The organism is Rhizobium sp. BK060, from assembly GCF_014193145.1.
Lineage (GTDB): Bacteria > Pseudomonadota > Alphaproteobacteria > Rhizobiales > Rhizobiaceae > Rhizobium.
Genome location: NZ_JACHYW010000003.1, coordinates 292,109 through 309,524 on the forward strand (window position 1 = coordinate 292,109; position 17,416 = coordinate 309,524).

Sequence of the window (17,416 nt, forward strand, 5' to 3'; positions counted from 1 at the left end):
GGGGCGGTGCGGTGCGCCGTCCATCATCCCGCTAATTCCCCACGCACAGGTTCTCCATGCCCAGAATAGCCTATGTGAACGGCCGCTATATCACGCACTCGAACGCGATGGTCCACATCGAGGATCGAGGCTATCAGTTCGCGGATGGCGTCTACGAGGTTTGTGAAGTCCGCCATGGCTATATCGTCGATCTTACGCGTCACCTGAACAGGCTGGACCGCTCGCTTGGCGAGTTGCGCATCGCCTGGCCGATGAGCCGCAATGCGCTGGCCCGCGTCATTCGCGAAACGTTGCGACGCAATCGAGTCCGCAACGGTCTCTTCTACCTGCAGATCACGCGCGGCGTTGCGCGTCGCGATCATGTATTTCCGGCACAGGGAACGCCGCCCTCCCTAGTCGTCACCGCCAAGAGCACCGATCCTTCGATCATCGCCAAGAAGAACGCGACAGGCATCAAGGCGATCACCGTTCCCGATAATCGCTGGGATCGCGTCGATATCAAGTCCGTTGGTCTCCTGCCCAACGCTATGGCGCGCCAGCAGGCAAAAGAAGCTGGCGCCCAGGAAGCGATCTACGTGGACGCCGAAGGCATGGTGAAGGAGGGGGCCGCCACCAATGTCTGGATCGTTGATCGCAACGGCACGCTTATCACGCGCCCGGCCGAACATGGCATTCTCCGCGGCATTACCCGCACGACGCTGATCGATGTCGGAGCCAAGCTGGGGCTGAAGATCGAAGAGCGAAAGTTCTCGGTCGCAGAGATGCTTGCTGCACGCGAAGTCTTCATCACGGCCGCCACGAGTATCTGCTTTCCGGTTGTGTCGATCGATGGTCAGACGATCGCTAACGGCCATCCGGGCAGCGTCTCCCAGAAAATTCGGGAAGCCTTTTTCGACGTTGCGGAAAAGATTGCGATTTGATACCAAGGCTTTCTGGGCAGAGGGGATGAGGGTTGTCAGCTGCCTGCAGGCGAGGTCATTAGTATTCCACCGGCAAAACAAAGCCGGCAATAAAGAAAGAAGCGGCGCGATGGCGGAACGTTCTCAGAATCTGCAGGACTTATTTCTCAATACTGTTCGCAAGCAAAAGATTTCACTGACAATTTTTCTGATTAACGGCGTTAAGCTGACGGGCGTAGTGACGTCCTTCGACAACTTCTGTGTTTTGCTTCGCCGTGACGGCCATTCGCAACTCGTGTATAAACACGCAATCTCGACCATCATGCCCGGCCAGCCGATGCAGATGTTCGAAAGCGAAGAAGCCGCTTCCTAACAGGACCTGCAATTATTTCGACACGCGATACCAAGAACGATTCGATCATCCCGGAAGCAGCAAAGCACCGGGATGATATGCGTGCGACCGTCGTCGTGCCTGTGCTCAAGCAGGCACGTGCCGCACGCGGAGCGGGTGATGCTGCGCCGCTGGTTACCCGCACGCCCGAGAGTCGTCTGGAAGAGGCAACCGGTCTCGCGCAGGCAATCGACCTCGACGTGGTGAACGGCACCGTCGTTACCGTCAACGCTCCGCGGCCCGCGACGCTGATGGGCACCGGCAAAATCGACGAGATCAAGGCGACGCTGGATGCGAACGACTCCGGTCTCGTCATCGTCGACCATCCGCTGACGCCGGTGCAACAGCGCAATCTCGAGAAGGAATGGAACGCCAAGGTCATTGACCGCACGGGCCTCATACTCGAGATCTTTGGCCGCCGCGCTTCCACCAAGGAAGGTACGCTGCAGGTCGATCTCGCGCATCTCAATTACCAGAAGGGCCGTCTGGTCCGCAGCTGGACGCACTTGGAGCGTCAGCGCGGTGGCGGCGGTTTCATGGGCGGTCCGGGTGAGACCCAGATCGAAGCCGACCGTCGCATGCTGCAGGACCGCATCATCAAGCTCGAGCGCGAGCTGGAGCAGGTCGTGCGAACCCGCCAACTCCATCGCGCCAAGCGCAAGAAAGTACCGCACCCGATCGTGGCGCTGGTCGGCTATACCAATGCCGGCAAGTCGACGCTGTTCAACCGTATCACCGGCGCCGGCGTGCTCGCGGAAGACATGCTCTTTGCGACGCTCGATCCGACGCTTCGCCGGATGAAGCTACCGCATGGCCGCACCGTGATCCTTTCCGATACCGTTGGGTTCATTTCGGACCTTCCGACCCATCTCGTGGCGGCTTTTCGCGCCACGTTGGAAGAAGTTTTGGAGGCCGACCTGATCCTCCATGTCCGCGATATGTCCGACGTCGACAACCAGGCGCAAAGCGTAGATGTGCTCCGTATCTTGAAGGACCTCGGCATTGACGAGGAAGAGGGCGACAAGCGGATCATCGAGGTCTGGAACAAGATCGATCGCCTTGAGCGGGAAGCACACGATGCCATCGTGCAGAAGGCAAGCGGTGCCGAGAACGTGGTCGCGCTATCTGCAATCAGCGGCGAGGGTATCGATACGCTGATGGGAGAGATCAGCCGCAGGCTTTCTGGCGTGCTGACCGAAGCGACCGTGCGCCTGCCTGTCGACAAGTTGGCGCTGCTGCCTTGGCTCTATGACCACGCGATTGTCGACAACCGCGAAGACAACGAAGACGGCTCGATCACGCTCGACGTGCGCCTCTCTGAAACCGAAGCGGTTGAACTGGAGCGCCGTCTCGGCAACGGACCGAAATCAGGCAAAGAGGACTGGGAGCGCTAAGGGCGCTCTTCTGTAACGGCGTTTTGTCTGACGCGCGCCATTGCGCTTCCAGCAAGGTGAGGTTCAGCTATCGGCTCAACCCAGTTGCCGCTCGATCGCCTTTGCCGCCTGCCAGATTTCCTCCATCCGCTCCAGGCTCGCCGCTTCCAGCGTTTCGCCTTCCGCATCAAGAACAGCTTCGATATGATTGAAGCGTCTACGAAACTTCGTATTCGTTCCGCGCAGAGAATCTTCTGGATCGGCCTTCACATGCCTGCCGATGTTGACGACGGCGAAGATAAGGTCGCCGAGCTCATCGCTGACCTTCGCCTGATCGCCTTCGGCCAACGCAACGCGCAGTTCACCGATCTCTTCCTCGATCTTGTCGAGGATCGGCTCGGGTGCTGACCAGTCGAAGCCCACCTTTGCAGCACGCTCCTGCAGCTTCAATGCTTCCGTCAGGGCGGGGAAGCTCCGCTGAACCGATCCCAGGAAACCGGCCTTGAAATCCTCGCTGACACCGCGCTTGGCTCGCCGTTCGGCGCGCTCACGCGTTTCGGCGTGCTTGATGTCGTCCCACTGCTTCTTCACCGCGTCGGGCGTATCGGCGTCTGAACGCGCAAAAACGTGCGGATGGCGGCGGATCATCTTGCGGGTAATCGCCTCGACGACATCGCCAAAGGAGAATTCACCGGCTTCCTCCGCCATTCGTGCGTGGAACACGACCTGCAGCAGCAGGTCGCCCAACTCATCGCAGAGGTCGTCCATGTCGTGGCGCTCGATCGCGTCGGAAACCTCGTAGGCCTCCTCGATCGTGTAGGGCTTGATCGTTTCGAAGGTCTGGACGATGTCCCAGGGGCAGCCGGTTTGCGGATTGCGCAGCGCGGCCATGATCTCGATCAGGCGCGAAATGTCTTTAGAGGCTTCCATGGTCACTCAGTTCAGTGGAATGTCGTTGTCGCTCTTGGATGCCTGATAGCTGTCCGAGAGCGTGTCGTAACGCGCCTTGATGCGCGCCGTCTGCGCCTTCAACTCAGCCTTCAAATGCTCGTCCTCTGTCTCGACGAGATCGGCGATAGCAAAGCTGTTCCAGAACGCGTTGCTGCGCCGGTAGCCGCCCGGCTCCAGACCGAAGACTTCCTTCAGGATCCTCAAGTCGTGGGGAATGGCGAAGGCGTCGCGCGAATCTTCGTGGCTGAAAAAATAATAGAAATTGTCGAAACCGGCCCAGGTGATCGCCGACATGCACATGGTGCAGGGTTCGTGGGTCGACAGAAAGATCAGATCCTTCGTGGCGGGGTTCCCGCTAAGCTCGTAGAAGCGCTTCAGCGTGTGCACCTCGCCATGCCACAGCGGGTTTTCAAGCTCGTTGTTGGTTTCCGCAATGACGAGCGAAAGATCGGATTTGCACAGGATCGCGGCGCCGAACACCTTGTTGCCGGCCGCGACGCCGCGCTCGGTCATCGGCAAGATGTCTTGTTCCATGACGTTGAGCAGGCGGGCGGCGAGGGTCTTGTCGGGCATGGCTTTCTCCTTGGAGGCCGCACTTTACCGCCAGCGGCAGTCAACGCAAATGCCGATCAGGCAGCGCGACCGGATTTGTCACAGCCTTCTGTTGCGGTGCGGCGGATCAGGCTGTGTCCGCTGCGCCGCACCGGTGACTTTTACTCAAATCACCGGAACACCGAGTAAAAGAATACGCGCCCGCAGAGGCTTTCGAATTTCTGTTTCTTCAATTCCTTGGCTCGACGGTGCATATTCCGGCAACTTCGAAATGGATTGATGATGCCTCCCAAGACTGAACAACTGTCGGTATTTCCTGCTTTCTTTCGCGTTGAAGGCAAGATTGCGGCTGTCTTCGGCAATGGCGACGAGGCCTTTGCGAAGGTTCGTCTGCTCTCGAACACGCAGGCGCGGGTTGTCGCCTATACCAACCGCCCTGAGGCCGATTACCACGCCTACCTGATCGCCAATCGGATCGAGACGGTGCGCGCCGGCCTTGCGGCCGAGCAGGTCCGTGGTGCAACGCTCGTCTTTGCGGCGACCGGAGACGCGGCACAGGATCGCGCCATCGTCGAGGCAGCCCGTGCCGAAAAGGTGCCCGCCAATGCCGTCGATCAGCCGGAGTACTGCGATTTCTTCACGCCGGCTCTTGTCAACCGTGCGCCGGTAGCCGTCGCGATCGGCACCGAAGGCGCCGGGCCGGTGTTGGCCCAGATGATCCGCGCTCAGGTCGACCAGCTTCTCGCACCGTCGCTCGGCCGGTTGGCGGATCTCGCGATCAGCTACCGCAAGACAGTTGAGCATGTCGTCCCCAAGGGCGCTGCACGCCGTCTTTTCTGGCGTCGCTTCTTCTCCGGCGCGGTTGCCGATGCTGTCGCCAACGAGAACCTACCGCAGGCGCGTCGTGCTGCCAATGGCCTGCTACAGTTTGCTGAGCAGGTCGAGGGCCATGTCTGGCTCGTCGGTGCCGGTCCGGGTGCCGCGGATCTCCTTACTCTGCGCGCCCAGCGCGTGATGATGGAAGCCGATGTCATTGTCTATGATGCCCTCGTGCCGCAGGAGATTGTCGACATGGGTCGCCGTGACGCCGAGCGTCTGTCGGTCGGCAAGCGCAAGGGATGCCATTCGAAGTCCCAGGAGGAGATCAACGATCTGCTCGTGTACCTCGGTCGCGAAGGCAAGCGCGTGGTTCGCCTGAAGTCCGGAGATCCGCTTGTGTACGGTCGAGCAGGCGAGGAGATGGCGGCAATGCGCGCTGCGGGCATTTCCTATGAAGTGGTTCCGGGCATCACCTCGGCTTTCGCCGCTGCCGCCGATTTCGAGCTGCCGCTGACGCTGCGTGGCGTGGCCTCCTCGCTGGTCTTCACGACCGGCCACGATCTGACGGGCGATGTTCTGCCGGATTGGGCAAGCCTTGCTGTATCCGGCGCGACGATCGCCGTCTATATGGGCCGCACCGTTGCCGCGTCCGTAGCTGAACGCCTGATGCAGGCAGGCCTTGCCGCGGAAACGACTGTTGCCGTAGTTGAGAACGCCAGCCGCTCCGATCGCCGCCTGTTACATGGGATTTTGCGGGATCTTCCCGACCTGCAGCACCGTTACGAGTTGACCGGCCCGGTCATGGTCATTATCGGCGATGCGGTCGCAGGCGCCAATTTCGAACTGTCGGAGCCGCTTGTGCGCGAACGCGCCCGGTCCGAGGAATTTGCAAGGAGCTGAACATGGTAGACAAGGTTCTGACCGCCAACCGATTGACGGATGGTGTCGCGGTTTGGCTGAACGCCAATGGCGAATGGGTTACCTCGCTGCAGGAATCTCTCGTTGCTCGCCATGCAGAAGCCGTCGCGGCGCTGGAGGCGATTGGCAAGAAGTCCTATGCCGACAACCAGGTCGTGGACGTTGCCGTCGTCGAGGTTCAGGAGACAAACGGCGTACTCTGGCCGCTGCGTCTTCGCGAGCGCATTCGTGCTCAGGGGCCGACCATGGAATACGCGCCGGGCTACAAGCCCGCCGACCCCGCATTCATCGCAGTCTGAGGAAGCAGATGTATCGTTACGACGAATTTGACCATGCTTTTGTCGCCGAGCGCGTCGAGCAGTTTCGCGACCAGGTGCAGCGCCGCCTTTCCGGCGAACTCGCCGAAGACGCTTTCAAGCCGTTGCGCCTGATGAACGGCGTCTATCTGCAGCTTCACGCCTACATGCTGCGTATTGCCGTTCCTTATGGCACGCTGAGCTCGCGCCAGATGCGTATGCTCGCTCATGTCGCGCGCACTTATGATCGCGGTTATGGCCACTTCACCACGCGCCAGAACCTGCAGTTCAACTGGCCGAAGCTCTCCGACATGCCGGATGTGCTGGCTGAGCTTGCGACGGTCGAGATGCATGCGATGCAGACCTCGGGCAATTGCATCCGCAATGTCACGGCCGATCACTTCGCCGGCGCTGCCGCGGATGAAGTCGCCGATCCGCGTCCCTATGCTGAAATCCTGCGCCAGTGGTCGTCCGTGCATCCGGAATTCTCGTTCCTGCCGCGCAAGTTCAAGATTGCCGTTACCGGCGCCGAACGCGATCGCGCTGCGATCCAGGTCCACGACATCGGCCTGCATCTGAAGAAGAATGAGAAGGGCGAGATCGGCTTTGCCGTCTATGTCGGTGGCGGCCAGGGCCGCACGCCGATGATTGCCAAGCTGATCCGTGACTTCCTGCCGGAAGAGGATCTGCTGTCCTACACGACCGCAGTCATGCGCGTGTATAATCTGCATGGCCGTCGTGACAACAAGTACAAGGCTCGTATCAAGATTCTCGTGCATGAAACGGGTGCGGAAGAGCTGGCACGTCAGGTCGAGGCCGAGTTCGCTGAACTCAAGGACTCCGAACTGAGGCTGCCGGAGAAGGACGTCGAAGCCATCGCCGCCTATTTCGCGCCGCCGGCTCTGCCCGATCGCGCGGAAGGATGGGAGAACCTCGCTCGTTGGAAGAAGGCCGATCCGGCTTTCTCCCGCTGGGTTCAGCAGAACGTGCAGCCGCACAAGCATCCCGACTACGGCATGGTGACGATCTCGCTGAAGCCGATCGGTGGTATTCCGGGCGATGCTTCGGACAGCCAGATGGATGCTGTTGCTGATATCGCCGAGGAGTATGCCTTTGACGAAATCCGCGTCAGCCATGAGCAGAACCTGATCCTGCCGCATGTGGCGCTTGCCGATCTCGAAGCCGTTTATCGCGGTCTGGTTGCCATCGGTCTTGCCGAAGCCAATGCCGGTCTCATCACCGATATCATTGCCTGTCCCGGGCTGGACTACTGCGCGCTCGCAAACGCGCGCTCCATTCCCGTTGCGCAGGAAATCTCCAGGCGCTTCGGCGATCCGGTTCGTCAGGCTGAAATCGGTGAGCTGAAGATCAAGATCTCAGGCTGCATCAACGCCTGCGGCCATCACCATGTCGGCCATATCGGCCTGCTGGGCGTGGAAAAGAAGGGCGCCGAGCTCTATCAGATCACGCTCGGCGGTTCGGGCGACGAGCACACCTCGATCGGCGAGATCATCGGCCGTGGCTTCGAGCCCGACAAGGTGACTGACGCGATCGAAACGATCGTCAACACCTATCTGGCAATCCGCAAGGAGCCCTCCGAAATCTTCCTCGACACCTATCGTCGCGTTGGTCCGCAGCCGTTCAAGGATGCGCTGTATGGTTCGGCGGCCGAAGCGGCGTAAGGAGACGAGGATGACCAAGATCTGGAGAGAAACCGGCTTCGTCGAGAACGATCCCTGGGTGATCGAGACGGAAGAGGTGAAGGCAGCTGAGGGGGAAAAGCCCCTACTTGGCGTGGATGAGCTGATTGCCAAAGCAGACGAGAGCAATGAAGTCGGGTTTGGCGTGCTGATCAAGCCGGCGGACGATGTTCGCAAGCTCGAGCCCTACCTTTATCGGCTTGAGATCGTCGCTGTCGCCTTTCCGGCGTTCAATGACGGCCGTGCGTTCAGTCACGCTTCCCTGCTGCGCGACCGCCTCGGATACACCAACGAACTGCGCGCCGTCGGCGACGTGTTGATCGATCAGATTCCGTTGATGCAGCGTGTCGGTATCGACAGCTTTGCAGTCACCAACGAGACTGCGATAAAGCGTCTCACGGAGCACCGCCTGCCGGGAATTCCGCATCATTATCAACCGGCTGTGCGTGACGCGGACGCCGGCAAGGGCTATAGTTGGCGCCGTCAGGCGAAGCCGGCTGCATAAGCACCGGATCGCCGTCAAAATTGACGGAACGGTGCAATGAAGACTTTTGAAATAGCGGTGATCGGTGGCGGGCTTGCCGGCATGATCGCCGCCATCGCCTTGGCTCGCGGCGGACGCAACGTGGCTCTCGTCGCGCCGCCTTCTCCCAGTCAGGACCGGCGCACGACTGCGCTTATGGATCAATCGATCCGTTTCCTCGACAGGCTGACGCTTTGGGAAAGGCTGCGCCCGGCTGCCGCTGCGCTTTCCACCATGCGCATCATCGACGGTACGAATCGTCTGCTGCGTGCGCCGATCACCACCTTCCGTTCCATCGAACTCGATCTTGAGGCGTTCGGCTACAATTTCCCGAACAAGGCATTGATGGAGGTGCTGCACGCTGCGATTGCGGCTGAGGGCAACGTCACGTGTTTCACTTCGTTTGCCGATGCGATCGATATCGGCGCGGAATCGGTGACCGTCACGCTCGCCGACGGCGAAGTCCTTTCGGCGACGTTCGCGGTTGGCGCTGACGGACGCAAGTCGAAGCTCCGTGAAACAGCCGGCATCGATGTGCGCACGTGGTCCTATCCGCAATCGGCCATGGTGTTGAATTTCGAACATTCGCTGCCGCATGAGAATATTTCGACGGAGTTCCATACGGAAAGTGGGCCGTTTACCCAGGTTCCGCTGACGGGCAATCGCTCCAGCCTCGTCTGGGTGCAGAACCCCTCGGATGCGGTTGCGCGCAACGAGCTCTCGCTGGTTGAGTTGAGCAATGTGGTCGAGGAGCGAATGCAGTCGTTGCTCGGCAAGGTGACTGTTGAGGAAGGTGTGCAGCTTTGGCCGCTTTCCGGCATGGTGGCCCATCGCTCCGGCAAGGGGCGGATCGCCCTCATCGGCGAAGCCTCTCATGTCTTCCCGCCGATCGGTGCACAAGGGCTCAATCTCAGCCTGCGCGATGTCATGGCGCTTTCGGAGATTCTTTGCACGCGGTCCGAACTGCCGATCGCTGCCGATGCCGGCGATCGGTTCGATCGCAAGCGCCGCGCCGATATCATGACCCGCACGGCAAGCGTCGATCTTCTCAACCGCTCGCTGCTGTCCGATTTCCTGCCTGTTCAAATGATGCGTGCTGCTGGCCTGCATATCCTGTCGGCACTGCCGCCGCTGCGCAGCATTGTCATGCGCGAGGGCATCGAGCCCGGTCGCGGCTTCCGGGACATTCCCGATGCCATCAAGGAAAAGCTAAGCCGGAAGAAAGCCTGATTTTATCGCAATCAGGATGAGCGAGACGGTCACGACGGAAAGCGCCGTCGTGATCAGGATCGTCGCCGAAGCACGCTCCTGCCAGACGCCGTATTGTTGCCCGATGACAAAGACATTGGTCGCCGTCGGCAGGGCGGCGAGCAGTACCGCGGCATAGATCCAAACCGGATCGAAGCCGCCGACGGCCGTCAGCGCGAAATAGACGACAAGCGGGTGCACGATGAGCTTGGCCGGCACGATATAGCCGATCTCGGCAGGTATACGCTTCAGCGGCCGAAGGGCCAGCGTGACTCCCATCGCAAACAGCGCGCAGGGCGCAGCAGCCTGCGCAAGGTAGTCGACGAAGCGCTTGAAGGGCAGCGGCTGGTCGATATGGAAGCCGGCGACAACAAAGCCCAGCGCCGTCGACAGGATGAAGGGGTGAAGGGCCACTTTCCGAGCAATATCGATCGCTAGCCGCCCGGCGGATCGCCGATCATCGCCGGCTGCCGCCATGAGCGCCGGTGCGACGATGAAATGCAGCGCGTTCTCCAGGCAAACGATCAGCGCGACCGGCACGGCCGCACCTTCGCCCAGCGCCAGCAAGGCGAGACCTGGCCCCATGTATCCGATATTGCCGTACGCGCCGGCAAACGACTGAACGGTGCAGTCAGCGAGTGAGTTGCCCCGGATGCCGCGAGCGATCGCAAACAGGACAATGAAGATCGAATACGTCGCAGCGAGATCGGTGGCGATGAAATCGATGCGTGTCAGATCCTCGAAGGGTGTACGTGAGACGAGTTTGAAGAAAAGCGCGGGCAGCGCGGCATAGATGATGAAGGTGTTCATCCAGCCGAGCGCGGCGGCCGGCTGCTTCGTCACTTTCCCTGCGATATAGCCAATGAGGATCAGGCCGAAGAACGGCAGAAGCAGACTGACGATATCGGACAACGGCTATTCCAATGCAAATTCTTGGGAGTGATCCCGGCTTAGCCGATTTTCATCAGGATTGGAAAGGTCTGCTGGAACCAGATTGCGACGTCACTGACGAAACCGAACATGAAAGCGAGGCCTGTCAGAATCAGGAACGAGCCCATGACTTTCTCGACCGTTCCGAGATGTCGGCGGAAGCGCGTCAGAAAGCCCATGAAGGCACCGGAAAAGCCCGCGGCAATCCAGAACGGGATGGCAAGGCCGAGGGAATAGACGGCGAGGAGCCCGGCGCCTGAACCGACTGTCTCCCGCGAGGCCGCGACGCCGAGGATTGCACCGAGCACCGGGCCGATGCAAGGTGTCCAGCCGAAGGCGAAGGCCAGCCCCATAACATAGGCACCCGTCAGCGTCGCCGGCTTGCCGCTGCCTTGAAAGCGTGCCTCGCGGGCCAGAATTCCAATCCGGAAGACCCCGAGGAAATTCAAACCCATGACTATGATAATGAGGCCGCCGATCTTTGCCAGGAGATCGAGATGCTGGCGAAGCGCCATGCCGATGCTGGATGCACCAGCCCCGAGCGCCACGAAAACGGTCGCGAAGCCGAGTGTGAAGAAAAGCGCTGAGAACAGGACGCCCCGCCGCGTATCCGGAGCGACAGCGACCGCGCTGCCGCCGCGGAACTGCTCGACGGAAATGCCGGCCATATAGCAGAGATAGGGCGGAACGAGAGGCAGCACGCAAGGAGACAGGAACGACAGCGCGCCCGCAAATAGGGCGCTCAATAAAGAAATATCGGCAATCGACACTTAGGGACTCCGGCGGCAGGCAATCATGGGCGAAGTCCTATCGCAGCCCAGGCATCGGGGCCAATCACCTTTTCGCGCTTTGGGAGAATAGGTAGGTGTCGGAGTGTACCCGCAGCACATGCTGCATTGAATTGGAATGGCGCGCCGTTCGTGCGCGCCATTGCCCTGCAATTGAAGTCATCACTACACGACGGATTAGCGATCGCGGCAGACGGTCCTGTATTTGGTGATGTAGTGGTGATGGCTCTTCTTCTGGTAGGGCTGCTCCCAGCACACCTGTCGCGCGTAGCGCGGACGATAGTAATCATCGTCATCATCGTCGTAGACATAGCGTGGCTCGTGTCTGTAATAGCGGGGCGGTGGCGGGTCGTCATAGTAACGCGGTCCGGAGCCGAATTCGAAGTATACGCCGTCCGCGAAAGCCGGTGCGCTCACAAGCAGCGTCGCAAGTCCGGCAGCTGCAACAATAAGCTTTCTCATGATCGGTCTCCATCTGTATCTGCTGACGTAACGCCTTTGGAGCGCTGTTGGTTCGACAGATTAGATGTGGCGAATGAATGCGCACTGAAACCGGCGTTCATGTTCCAGTCATGTGCGAGATGATCGCAGAGTTGTGATTCGATGCAGCTTGCGCCACACGGCCGGGCGTTAAACGCATCGAGACTAAATGCAGGCGAAGAAAGCCGCTCGCAATTTCAGCAACGTGCAGGATCACATGCTGCCAAAATAGAAGTCTCGGTGGTCCGCCGAGGCAGACAAACGCCGCGGTTCAATGATCAGCATCTGAAACATGGGGAATATGGAGTATCTGGCCATCGAGCAAAAGGAGGAAATGTTCCTCATCAAGCCGATTCACGATCTCGCCGTCCTCCGTCATATAATCGGTCTTGGGCGAAGCCGCGTTCTGACCAGAAATCCTGATCTGCTGAATGACAACGTAGGTTTTCCCTCCGTCGTCCTGACACCGAAACCGCCTTTCCTCTCTGTAGTTCGACATGGCTTGGCCTCCATCGCATCAAGAGGAATCTTTGCCGCCATCAACGCGATTTCAAGGCCCACCGACTATTTCGGACGATTTGACGCCATTTGAGACGTCGGGTGAGGAAGCACAGTTTGGGGACCTGCCAAGGACGACGCCGGCAGGCTTCCGCCCGGAAGCATAAGGCGCCGCCCAATAAAGTGACCGCGAGGCCGTTAACGAGATTAACGGGACGCAGCGTTCGCTACGCGATTGCCGGCGTTCTGGGTCGCATTGACGGTATTGGCCGCATCGCGTCCAAAGCCCTTGATGGTGTTTGCGCACGAACTCAATGCAATGAGCACGCACAAGGCAGTAGCAACTTTGGCGATGATCGTCATTTTCCTGTCTCCTAGTTGGAGTCGATAGGTAATGCGCGAGACCGCAAGTTGTTCAAAACGAACCACAATTGCGTCAAGCCAATGCAAGATTTTGTGGAAGAGAGTGTCAAAAAGAAAAAGCCCGGCGGGATAGAATCCACCGGGCCTTTTTGCGGACCTACATAGGCGATGCTGGTCCGGCAGCGCGGATTTCAAACGCTGCAGTTATTTAACGGACATCGCGAGCAAAGGTTCCCACAAATATTGGCTATTTCGCGATCCAAGCTCGTGCCGCATCAGGCGGCTTGAGCGGATGCCGGCACCAGCGCCTGTACCCCGGTCGTATTTCAACATCCGGCCGGCCATGGTCTGGCTATTACTCGCTGTCTCGCAGGCTTTGTCCAAAAAGGCTTGCAAGCGCTGCGGAAGCCAAGCTGCCGCGATGGCTTGCTTGAGGGGCATCGAATTTCACGCTTCCTCCTCACAACGGAACGTCATTTCTTTTGTGGACTAATTTTATAGACAATATTTGATGCAACAACGAAGGAGAGATATATGTCGCTGCGATTGGTGGGCATTGCCGGTAGCTTCAACCGTCCGTCCAAGACCTATGCCCTGGTCGAGCATATTGCCGGGCTTGCCGCTGCAAACTATGGCTTTTCCTCGAAGATCTACGATCTCAAGGACGTCGGCCCATCATTGGGCACTGCCCTGTGGCGCAGCGAGCTGGATGAACAGGCCAGCCAGGTTCTCGATGATATCGTCAAGGCGGATGTCCTAGTCGTAGGCTCGCCGACCTACAAGGGATCTTATCCCGGCCTGTTCAAGCATCTTATCGATCTTATCGAGCCGAGCGAACTCCGCTCCAAGCCGATCATCATCTCTGCGACCGGTGGCGGGGATCGCCATGCCCTGATTGTCGAGCATCAGCTACGGCCGCTGTTCGGTTTCTTCATGGCCCACACGCTGCCGACGGCCGTCTATGCCTCGGACCGCGATTTCGTAGACTACAAGGTCGCCTCGGAGTCGCTGTCTGGCCGCATCGGCTCTGTCGTCGATGAGCTGGCCGCGTTCTCTTTCCTCCCGTCGGCAAAGGCCACGCTTCAGGCCGCCGAGTGAGCTCTGGAGGGGCGACATGGACAGTGCGGAGAAGACGTCAATGGGAAGCGAGCTTTGGAGCGTCTTCGACTTTGCTCGCCGTTATCGGCTGACGGTGCGCGAGCAAAACCGTCTGCTGATGCTGTTCGGCCCGGTCGCCAGCGCCGCGGACTTACTTTCGAATGCGAGGCGCAACCAGTTGATCTGATGAGGTAAGCAAGGAGAAACCGATGCTGCATTCTCTTCTTTTATGGCTCCGGTGGGCCGTCCGCCTCGGGCCTTCCCAACTGGCGGCGGGCGCACCGCGGATCGAGCTGCACAGTGACGGCGAGCCGGCGGCCCGCGACTATGAAATCTACTATTGGAACCCATCTCCGGGGCCCTGGTACTGAGGATCGTCATGGCTGTTTTCGATGATCGCCGCATCGCTCCGCGAAACCGGCTTGTAGGTGTTTTGGCGGATGTGGCCTCTTCTGCGGCTACAGTGCTCGCCTTCGGGTTCCTCTTCGCGATCACTCTCGGCGTTCCCTAGGAACAGATAGCTCGGTCACGCGACGCAATAAGGATTGATGATGACGCCAGTACTTATTCTTCCCGGGCTCTTCGGATCAGAAGATGCGCATTGGCAAACCGCCTGGCTGCGGGATCATCCCGAAAGTCGCCTCGTCCATCAGGACAACTGGGATCATCCGCACTTGAGTCTCTGGCGGGCAACGCTCGAGGCCGTGCTCGAAGAGGCCGGCGAGGCCTACATCGTGGCCCATAGCTTAGGATGTCTGCTGGCGGCGAGCCTTGCCACGAGGCCAGCGGCGGCACGGGTGAGGGGAGCGCTGCTCGTGGCGCCATGCGATCTGCCGGCGACCGAGAAGCTTCATCCCGGCCAGATTGCTTTCGGCACGATGCCGACGGCTGAGTTGCCGTTTCCCAGCATCGTCGTCGGTAGCCTGAACGATCATTACATGTCGCTCGATCGCCTGACACTCTTTGCTCGCCTCTGGGGCAGCGAGTTGCGCAACGCCGGTTTGGCCGGACACGTCAATGTCGCCAGCGGCTATGGCCGTTGGCCAGGCGGCTACCGTGTTTTCGAAACGCTGAAAGCCAGAACTCGCCATCTCGATAAAATACCGCAGAAAAAGCCGTCTCTCGGCAGAGAGGCTTCGTCCGCGTGGTAGAGGATCTCATGGCGTCGCCAAGCCGATCATCGACGATATCGGGTGAAACTCGCCGGCGAACACTTCGTCGGCTTGTGTGGGTTCTCCTTGAATTTGCGGATGATCTGGGCGACCAATCTGACGCGCCGAAGATCGAGAAGCTCTGTCAAATCATCGACAGAATGAGCGTGGATATTGCTGCGGCTGATAAGGCAAGCTTTGCCGCTATCCTTCATCAGGCGACCGTTTTGACGCAGGTGCTTGAACAGCGGCTGAAAACGGCTAGACAATTCACCCGTCATTGAAAACCAACGCCATTTCACCAGCAAGGATCAACGCTCATGAGCCTCCGCATCAACGATATTGCGCCTGATTTCACCGCCGACACCACGCAAGGTGCCATCCAATTCCATGACTGGATCGGTGATGGCTGGGCAGTGCTCTTCTCGCATCCGAAGAACTTCACGCCGGTTTGCACGACCGAGCTTGGCGCGATGGCAGGACTGGAGCCCGAATTCCGCAAGCGCGGCGCCAAGATCATCGGCATCTCCGTGGATCCGGTGGAAAGCCACGGCAAGTGGAAAAACGACATCAAGACGGCGACCGGTTTCGATGTCGAATACCCGCTGATCGGCGACAAGGACCTGAAGGTCGCCAAGCTTTACGACATGCTGCCCGCTGGAGCCGGGGAAACGTCGGAGGGGCGCACGCCGGCGGACAATGCGACCGTCCGTTCCGTCTTCATCATCGGCCCGGACAAGAAGATCAAGTTGGTCCTCACCTACCCGATGACGACTGGGAGAAACTTCAACGAGATCCTTCGCGCGATCGATTCCATCCAATTGACGGCAAAGCATCAGGTTGCGACGCCGGCGAACTGGCAGCAGGGTGAGGACGTCATCATCACAGCTGCCGTCTCGAACGAGGACGCAGCAACCCGCTTCGGTTCGTTTGACACAGTGCTTCCTTACCTGCGCAAGACCAAGCAGCCGCAGGCGTAAACGCGCGGGCAAGGGGTAGGGTATCGGACGGGAGCGCTTGATGGCACAGGAGCGGCAATTGCACCTTGGGGCATTCATGCGCCCTGTCAGCCTTCATACTGGAGCCTGGCGCTACCCCGGCGCCTATCCCGACGCGAACTTCAACTTCAAGCACTTGAAGGAGTTTGCGCGAAAGCTGGAGGCGGCGAAGTTCGACGCCTTCTTCATGGCGGATCACCTCGCCGTGCTTAACATGCCGGTGGAGGCTCTAAAGCGAAGCCAGACGGTAACCTCCTTCGAGCCGTTCACGCTGCTATCGGCTCTTGCCGCAGTCACTGACCGGATCGGCCTCGTTGCGACGGCCTCGACGACCTTCGACGAGCCCTATCACCTTGCCCGCCGCTTCGCTTCGCTCGACCATATCAGCGCCGGGCGTGCGGGCTGGAACATCGTGACGACCGCCAATCCCGATGCCGCGCTGAATTTTGGCCTCGAGGAGCATGTCGAGCATGGCGAGCGCTACCACCGTGCCCGGGAATTTTATGACGTCGTCACCGGCCTCTGGGACAGTTTCGCCGACGACGCTTTTACGCGCGATGTGGAAAGTGGCCAGTTCTTCGATCCCGCCAGAATGCATGTCCTCAATCACAAGGGCGAGGAGCTTAACGTGCGCGGCCCGCTCAACATCGCCCGCCCGCCGCAGGGTTGGCCGGTGATCGTGCAGGCGGGGCAGTCCGAACCGGGACGCCAGCTCGCCGCCGAGACGGCAGAAGTGGTGTTCTGCTCGCCACGCGATCTCCGCGCGGCGCAGGCGCTCTATGCCGATATCAAGGAGCGCATGTCCGCGATTGGTCGGGATCCCGATAGCCTCAAGATTCTGCCGGCCGCCTTCATTGTCATCGGCGACAGCATTGAGGAGGCGCGCACGAAGCGGGCGCATCTCGATAGCCTCGTGCACTATGACAGCGCCATCGCCTCGCTCTCGATCGCTCTTGGTCACGATGCTTCGGGCTTCGATCCGGATGGGCCGCTGCCTGATATAGCGGAGACGAATGCCAGCAAGACCGGTCGCGCGCAGGTACTGAAGCTTGCCCAGAAAGAGCAGTTGACTGTTCGGCAGCTCGCGCAGCGCTATGGTGGCTACTCCGGCCTTGCCTTTGTCGGCACGCCGGAGACGATTGCCGATGAGATGGCGCAATGGCTGGAGGAGCGAGGCAGCGACGGTTTCAATGTCGTCTTCCCGTATCTTCCTCAAGGTCTCGACGATGTCGTCGATCGGCTCGTACCCGAACTGCAGCGGCGAGGGATTTTCAGGCAGGACTACGAGGGCACGACGCTGCGTGAGCATCTCGGCCTTTCCCGGCCGACCAACAGGTTCTTTGCAAGTCCCTGAGCCGCGATATGTCGCGGAAGAGATATCGGATGGCTTGGTATTTACTGGTGCCCGGGGAGATGGCGCTGACTTACTGGAATTAGCCT

The 17,416-nt window shown here is 59.7% G+C and carries 23 protein-coding genes; 14 read left to right on the top strand and 9 right to left on the bottom strand.

Annotated features, from left to right (window positions below):
- Positions 1-56 precede the first annotated feature (56 nt).
- From FHT71_RS05185 to hflX, 3 genes are all read left to right on the top strand, one after another.
- On the top strand, positions 57-920 hold the full coding sequence (locus FHT71_RS05185; protein WP_132590966.1) for a D-amino-acid transaminase: 864 nt from the start codon (positions 57-59) through the stop codon (positions 918-920).
- 109 nt (positions 921-1,029) lie between these two features.
- The gene (hfq, locus tag FHT71_RS05190) at positions 1,030-1,272 is read left to right on the top strand and encodes an RNA chaperone Hfq (RefSeq protein ID WP_003539403.1); all 243 of its coding nucleotides are present in this window, start codon (positions 1,030-1,032) and stop codon (positions 1,270-1,272) included.
- 77 nt (positions 1,273-1,349) lie between these two features.
- A complete protein-coding gene (hflX, locus tag FHT71_RS05195) occupies positions 1,350-2,684 on the top strand; it encodes a GTPase HflX (protein ID WP_007793333.1) in 1,335 nt (444 codons plus the stop codon).
- 75 nt (positions 2,685-2,759) lie between these two features.
- Here hflX and mazG read toward each other — a convergent pair whose 3' ends face one another.
- Positions 2,760-3,593 (bottom strand): nucleoside triphosphate pyrophosphohydrolase, encoded by an 834-nt coding sequence (mazG, locus tag FHT71_RS05200; RefSeq protein ID WP_132590968.1) that lies wholly within the window; start codon positions 3,591-3,593, stop codon positions 2,760-2,762.
- Positions 3,594-3,599: 6 nt separating this feature from the next.
- On the bottom strand, positions 3,600-4,187 hold the full coding sequence (locus tag FHT71_RS05205; RefSeq protein ID WP_132590970.1) for a nucleoside deaminase: 588 nt from the start codon (positions 4,185-4,187) through the stop codon (positions 3,600-3,602).
- A gap of 261 nt (positions 4,188-4,448) precedes the next feature.
- Between FHT71_RS05205 and cysG the strand changes: the two genes are divergently transcribed.
- The 5 genes from cysG to FHT71_RS05230 are packed head-to-tail and all read left to right on the top strand — an operon-like array spanning position 4,449 to position 9,652.
- A complete protein-coding gene (gene cysG, locus FHT71_RS05210; RefSeq protein WP_132591012.1) occupies positions 4,449-5,885 on the top strand; it encodes a siroheme synthase CysG in 1,437 nt (478 codons plus the stop codon).
- Between the two features lie 2 nt (positions 5,886-5,887).
- Positions 5,888-6,202 carry a DUF2849 domain-containing protein gene (locus FHT71_RS05215; protein WP_007793337.1) on the top strand — a complete coding sequence of 105 codons (315 nt, stop codon included), beginning with the start codon at positions 5,888-5,890 and terminating at the stop codon, positions 6,200-6,202.
- A gap of 8 nt (positions 6,203-6,210) precedes the next feature.
- Positions 6,211-7,881, top strand: coding sequence for a nitrite/sulfite reductase (locus FHT71_RS05220; RefSeq protein WP_007793343.1), 1,671 nt, complete (start codon positions 6,211-6,213; stop codon positions 7,879-7,881).
- Between the two features lie 10 nt (positions 7,882-7,891).
- Entirely contained in the window at positions 7,892-8,404 is a 513-nt protein-coding gene (locus tag FHT71_RS05225; RefSeq protein WP_132590972.1) for a DUF934 domain-containing protein, read from the top strand.
- A 36-nt stretch (positions 8,405-8,440) separates the two neighbouring features.
- Positions 8,441-9,652, top strand: coding sequence for a UbiH/UbiF family hydroxylase (locus FHT71_RS05230; RefSeq protein WP_132590974.1), 1,212 nt, complete (start codon positions 8,441-8,443; stop codon positions 9,650-9,652).
- On the opposite strand, the gene FHT71_RS05235 is transcribed toward FHT71_RS05230, so the two are convergent.
- The 6 genes from FHT71_RS05235 to FHT71_RS05260 all read right to left on the bottom strand — a co-directional run bounded on the left by FHT71_RS05235 (position 9,632) and on the right by FHT71_RS05260 (position 13,170).
- Entirely contained in the window at positions 9,632-10,582 is a 951-nt protein-coding gene (locus FHT71_RS05235; RefSeq protein WP_007793350.1) for an AEC family transporter, read from the bottom strand. The genes FHT71_RS05230 and FHT71_RS05235 overlap by 21 nt on opposite strands.
- A 38-nt stretch (positions 10,583-10,620) precedes the next feature.
- Positions 10,621-11,370, bottom strand: a complete 750-nt coding sequence (locus tag FHT71_RS05240) for a cytochrome c biogenesis CcdA family protein (RefSeq protein WP_132590978.1) — start codon at positions 11,368-11,370, stop codon at positions 10,621-10,623.
- Between the two features lie 195 nt (positions 11,371-11,565).
- Positions 11,566-11,850 carry a hypothetical protein gene (locus tag FHT71_RS05245; RefSeq protein ID WP_007793355.1) on the bottom strand — a complete coding sequence of 95 codons (285 nt, stop codon included), beginning with the start codon at positions 11,848-11,850 and terminating at the stop codon, positions 11,566-11,568.
- A 289-nt stretch (positions 11,851-12,139) separates the two neighbouring features.
- Positions 12,140-12,367, bottom strand: coding sequence for a hypothetical protein (locus tag FHT71_RS05250; protein ID WP_007793359.1), 228 nt, complete (start codon positions 12,365-12,367; stop codon positions 12,140-12,142).
- Between the two features lie 206 nt (positions 12,368-12,573).
- The gene (locus tag FHT71_RS05255) at positions 12,574-12,729 is read right to left on the bottom strand and encodes a hypothetical protein (protein ID WP_007793362.1); all 156 of its coding nucleotides are present in this window, start codon (positions 12,727-12,729) and stop codon (positions 12,574-12,576) included.
- 204 nt (positions 12,730-12,933) lie between these two features.
- Entirely contained in the window at positions 12,934-13,170 is a 237-nt protein-coding gene (locus tag FHT71_RS05260; RefSeq protein WP_132590980.1) for a hypothetical protein, read from the bottom strand.
- Positions 13,171-13,263: 93 nt separating this feature from the next.
- On the opposite strand from FHT71_RS05260, the gene msuE reads away from it, so the two are divergent.
- The 4 genes from msuE (at position 13,264) to FHT71_RS05275 (ending at position 14,978) form a co-directional block, all read left to right on the top strand.
- Complete coding sequence (gene msuE, locus FHT71_RS05265; protein ID WP_007793364.1) at positions 13,264-13,827, top strand: FMN reductase; 564 nt, start codon at positions 13,264-13,266, stop codon at positions 13,825-13,827.
- A gap of 16 nt (positions 13,828-13,843) precedes the next feature.
- Complete coding sequence (locus FHT71_RS05270; protein WP_007793367.1) at positions 13,844-14,014, top strand: hypothetical protein; 171 nt, start codon at positions 13,844-13,846, stop codon at positions 14,012-14,014.
- A gap of 192 nt (positions 14,015-14,206) precedes the next feature.
- Positions 14,207-14,338: a hypothetical protein gene (locus tag FHT71_RS32125; RefSeq protein WP_281040965.1), complete on the top strand. Its 132-nt coding sequence runs from the start codon at positions 14,207-14,209 to the stop codon at positions 14,336-14,338.
- A gap of 40 nt (positions 14,339-14,378) precedes the next feature.
- Entirely contained in the window at positions 14,379-14,978 is a 600-nt protein-coding gene (locus FHT71_RS05275; protein WP_132591013.1) for an alpha/beta fold hydrolase, read from the top strand.
- A gap of 26 nt (positions 14,979-15,004) precedes the next feature.
- Here FHT71_RS05275 and FHT71_RS05280 read toward each other — a convergent pair whose 3' ends face one another.
- Complete coding sequence (locus tag FHT71_RS05280) at positions 15,005-15,286, bottom strand: hypothetical protein (RefSeq protein ID WP_132590982.1); 282 nt, start codon at positions 15,284-15,286, stop codon at positions 15,005-15,007.
- A gap of 12 nt (positions 15,287-15,298) precedes the next feature.
- On the opposite strand from FHT71_RS05280, the gene FHT71_RS05285 reads away from it, so the two are divergent.
- Positions 15,299-15,958 carry a peroxiredoxin gene (locus tag FHT71_RS05285; RefSeq protein ID WP_007793375.1) on the top strand — a complete coding sequence of 220 codons (660 nt, stop codon included), beginning with the start codon at positions 15,299-15,301 and terminating at the stop codon, positions 15,956-15,958.
- Between the two features lie 40 nt (positions 15,959-15,998).
- Positions 15,999-17,330, top strand: a complete 1,332-nt coding sequence (locus FHT71_RS05290; RefSeq protein ID WP_183719124.1) for an LLM class flavin-dependent oxidoreductase — start codon at positions 15,999-16,001, stop codon at positions 17,328-17,330.
- The last annotated feature ends 86 nt before the right edge of the window (positions 17,331-17,416 follow it).

Excerpts from the sequence above, each read along its gene's own strand:
- FHT71_RS05185 (WP_132590966.1), top strand. The coding sequence starts at position 57 with ATGCCCAGAATAGCCTATGTGAACGGCCGCTATATCACGCACTCGAAC.
- hfq (WP_003539403.1), top strand. The coding sequence starts at position 1,030 with ATGGCGGAACGTTCTCAGAATCTGCAGGACTTATTTCTCAATACTGTT.
- hflX (WP_007793333.1), top strand. The coding sequence starts at position 1,350 with ATGCGTGCGACCGTCGTCGTGCCTGTGCTCAAGCAGGCACGTGCCGCA.
- mazG (WP_132590968.1), bottom strand. The coding sequence starts at position 3,593 with ATGGAAGCCTCTAAAGACATTTCGCGCCTGATCGAGATCATGGCCGCG.
- FHT71_RS05205 (WP_132590970.1), bottom strand. The coding sequence starts at position 4,187 with ATGCCCGACAAGACCCTCGCCGCCCGCCTGCTCAACGTCATGGAACAA.
- cysG (WP_132591012.1), top strand. The coding sequence starts at position 4,449 with ATGCCTCCCAAGACTGAACAACTGTCGGTATTTCCTGCTTTCTTTCGC.
- FHT71_RS05215 (WP_007793337.1), top strand. The coding sequence starts at position 5,888 with ATGGTAGACAAGGTTCTGACCGCCAACCGATTGACGGATGGTGTCGCG.
- FHT71_RS05220 (WP_007793343.1), top strand. The coding sequence starts at position 6,211 with ATGTATCGTTACGACGAATTTGACCATGCTTTTGTCGCCGAGCGCGTC.
- FHT71_RS05225 (WP_132590972.1), top strand. The coding sequence starts at position 7,892 with ATGACCAAGATCTGGAGAGAAACCGGCTTCGTCGAGAACGATCCCTGG.
- FHT71_RS05230 (WP_132590974.1), top strand. The coding sequence starts at position 8,441 with ATGAAGACTTTTGAAATAGCGGTGATCGGTGGCGGGCTTGCCGGCATG.
- FHT71_RS05245 (WP_007793355.1), bottom strand. The coding sequence starts at position 11,850 with ATGAGAAAGCTTATTGTTGCAGCTGCCGGACTTGCGACGCTGCTTGTG.
- FHT71_RS05250 (WP_007793359.1), bottom strand. The coding sequence starts at position 12,367 with ATGTCGAACTACAGAGAGGAAAGGCGGTTTCGGTGTCAGGACGACGGA.
- FHT71_RS05255 (WP_007793362.1), bottom strand. The coding sequence starts at position 12,729 with ATGACGATCATCGCCAAAGTTGCTACTGCCTTGTGCGTGCTCATTGCA.
- FHT71_RS05260 (WP_132590980.1), bottom strand. The coding sequence starts at position 13,170 with ATGCCCCTCAAGCAAGCCATCGCGGCAGCTTGGCTTCCGCAGCGCTTG.
- msuE (WP_007793364.1), top strand. The coding sequence starts at position 13,264 with ATGTCGCTGCGATTGGTGGGCATTGCCGGTAGCTTCAACCGTCCGTCC.
- FHT71_RS05270 (WP_007793367.1), top strand. The coding sequence starts at position 13,844 with ATGGACAGTGCGGAGAAGACGTCAATGGGAAGCGAGCTTTGGAGCGTC.
- FHT71_RS32125 (WP_281040965.1), top strand. The coding sequence starts at position 14,207 with ATGGCTGTTTTCGATGATCGCCGCATCGCTCCGCGAAACCGGCTTGTA.
- FHT71_RS05275 (WP_132591013.1), top strand. The coding sequence starts at position 14,379 with ATGACGCCAGTACTTATTCTTCCCGGGCTCTTCGGATCAGAAGATGCG.
- FHT71_RS05285 (WP_007793375.1), top strand. The coding sequence starts at position 15,299 with ATGAGCCTCCGCATCAACGATATTGCGCCTGATTTCACCGCCGACACC.
- FHT71_RS05290 (WP_183719124.1), top strand. The coding sequence starts at position 15,999 with ATGGCACAGGAGCGGCAATTGCACCTTGGGGCATTCATGCGCCCTGTC.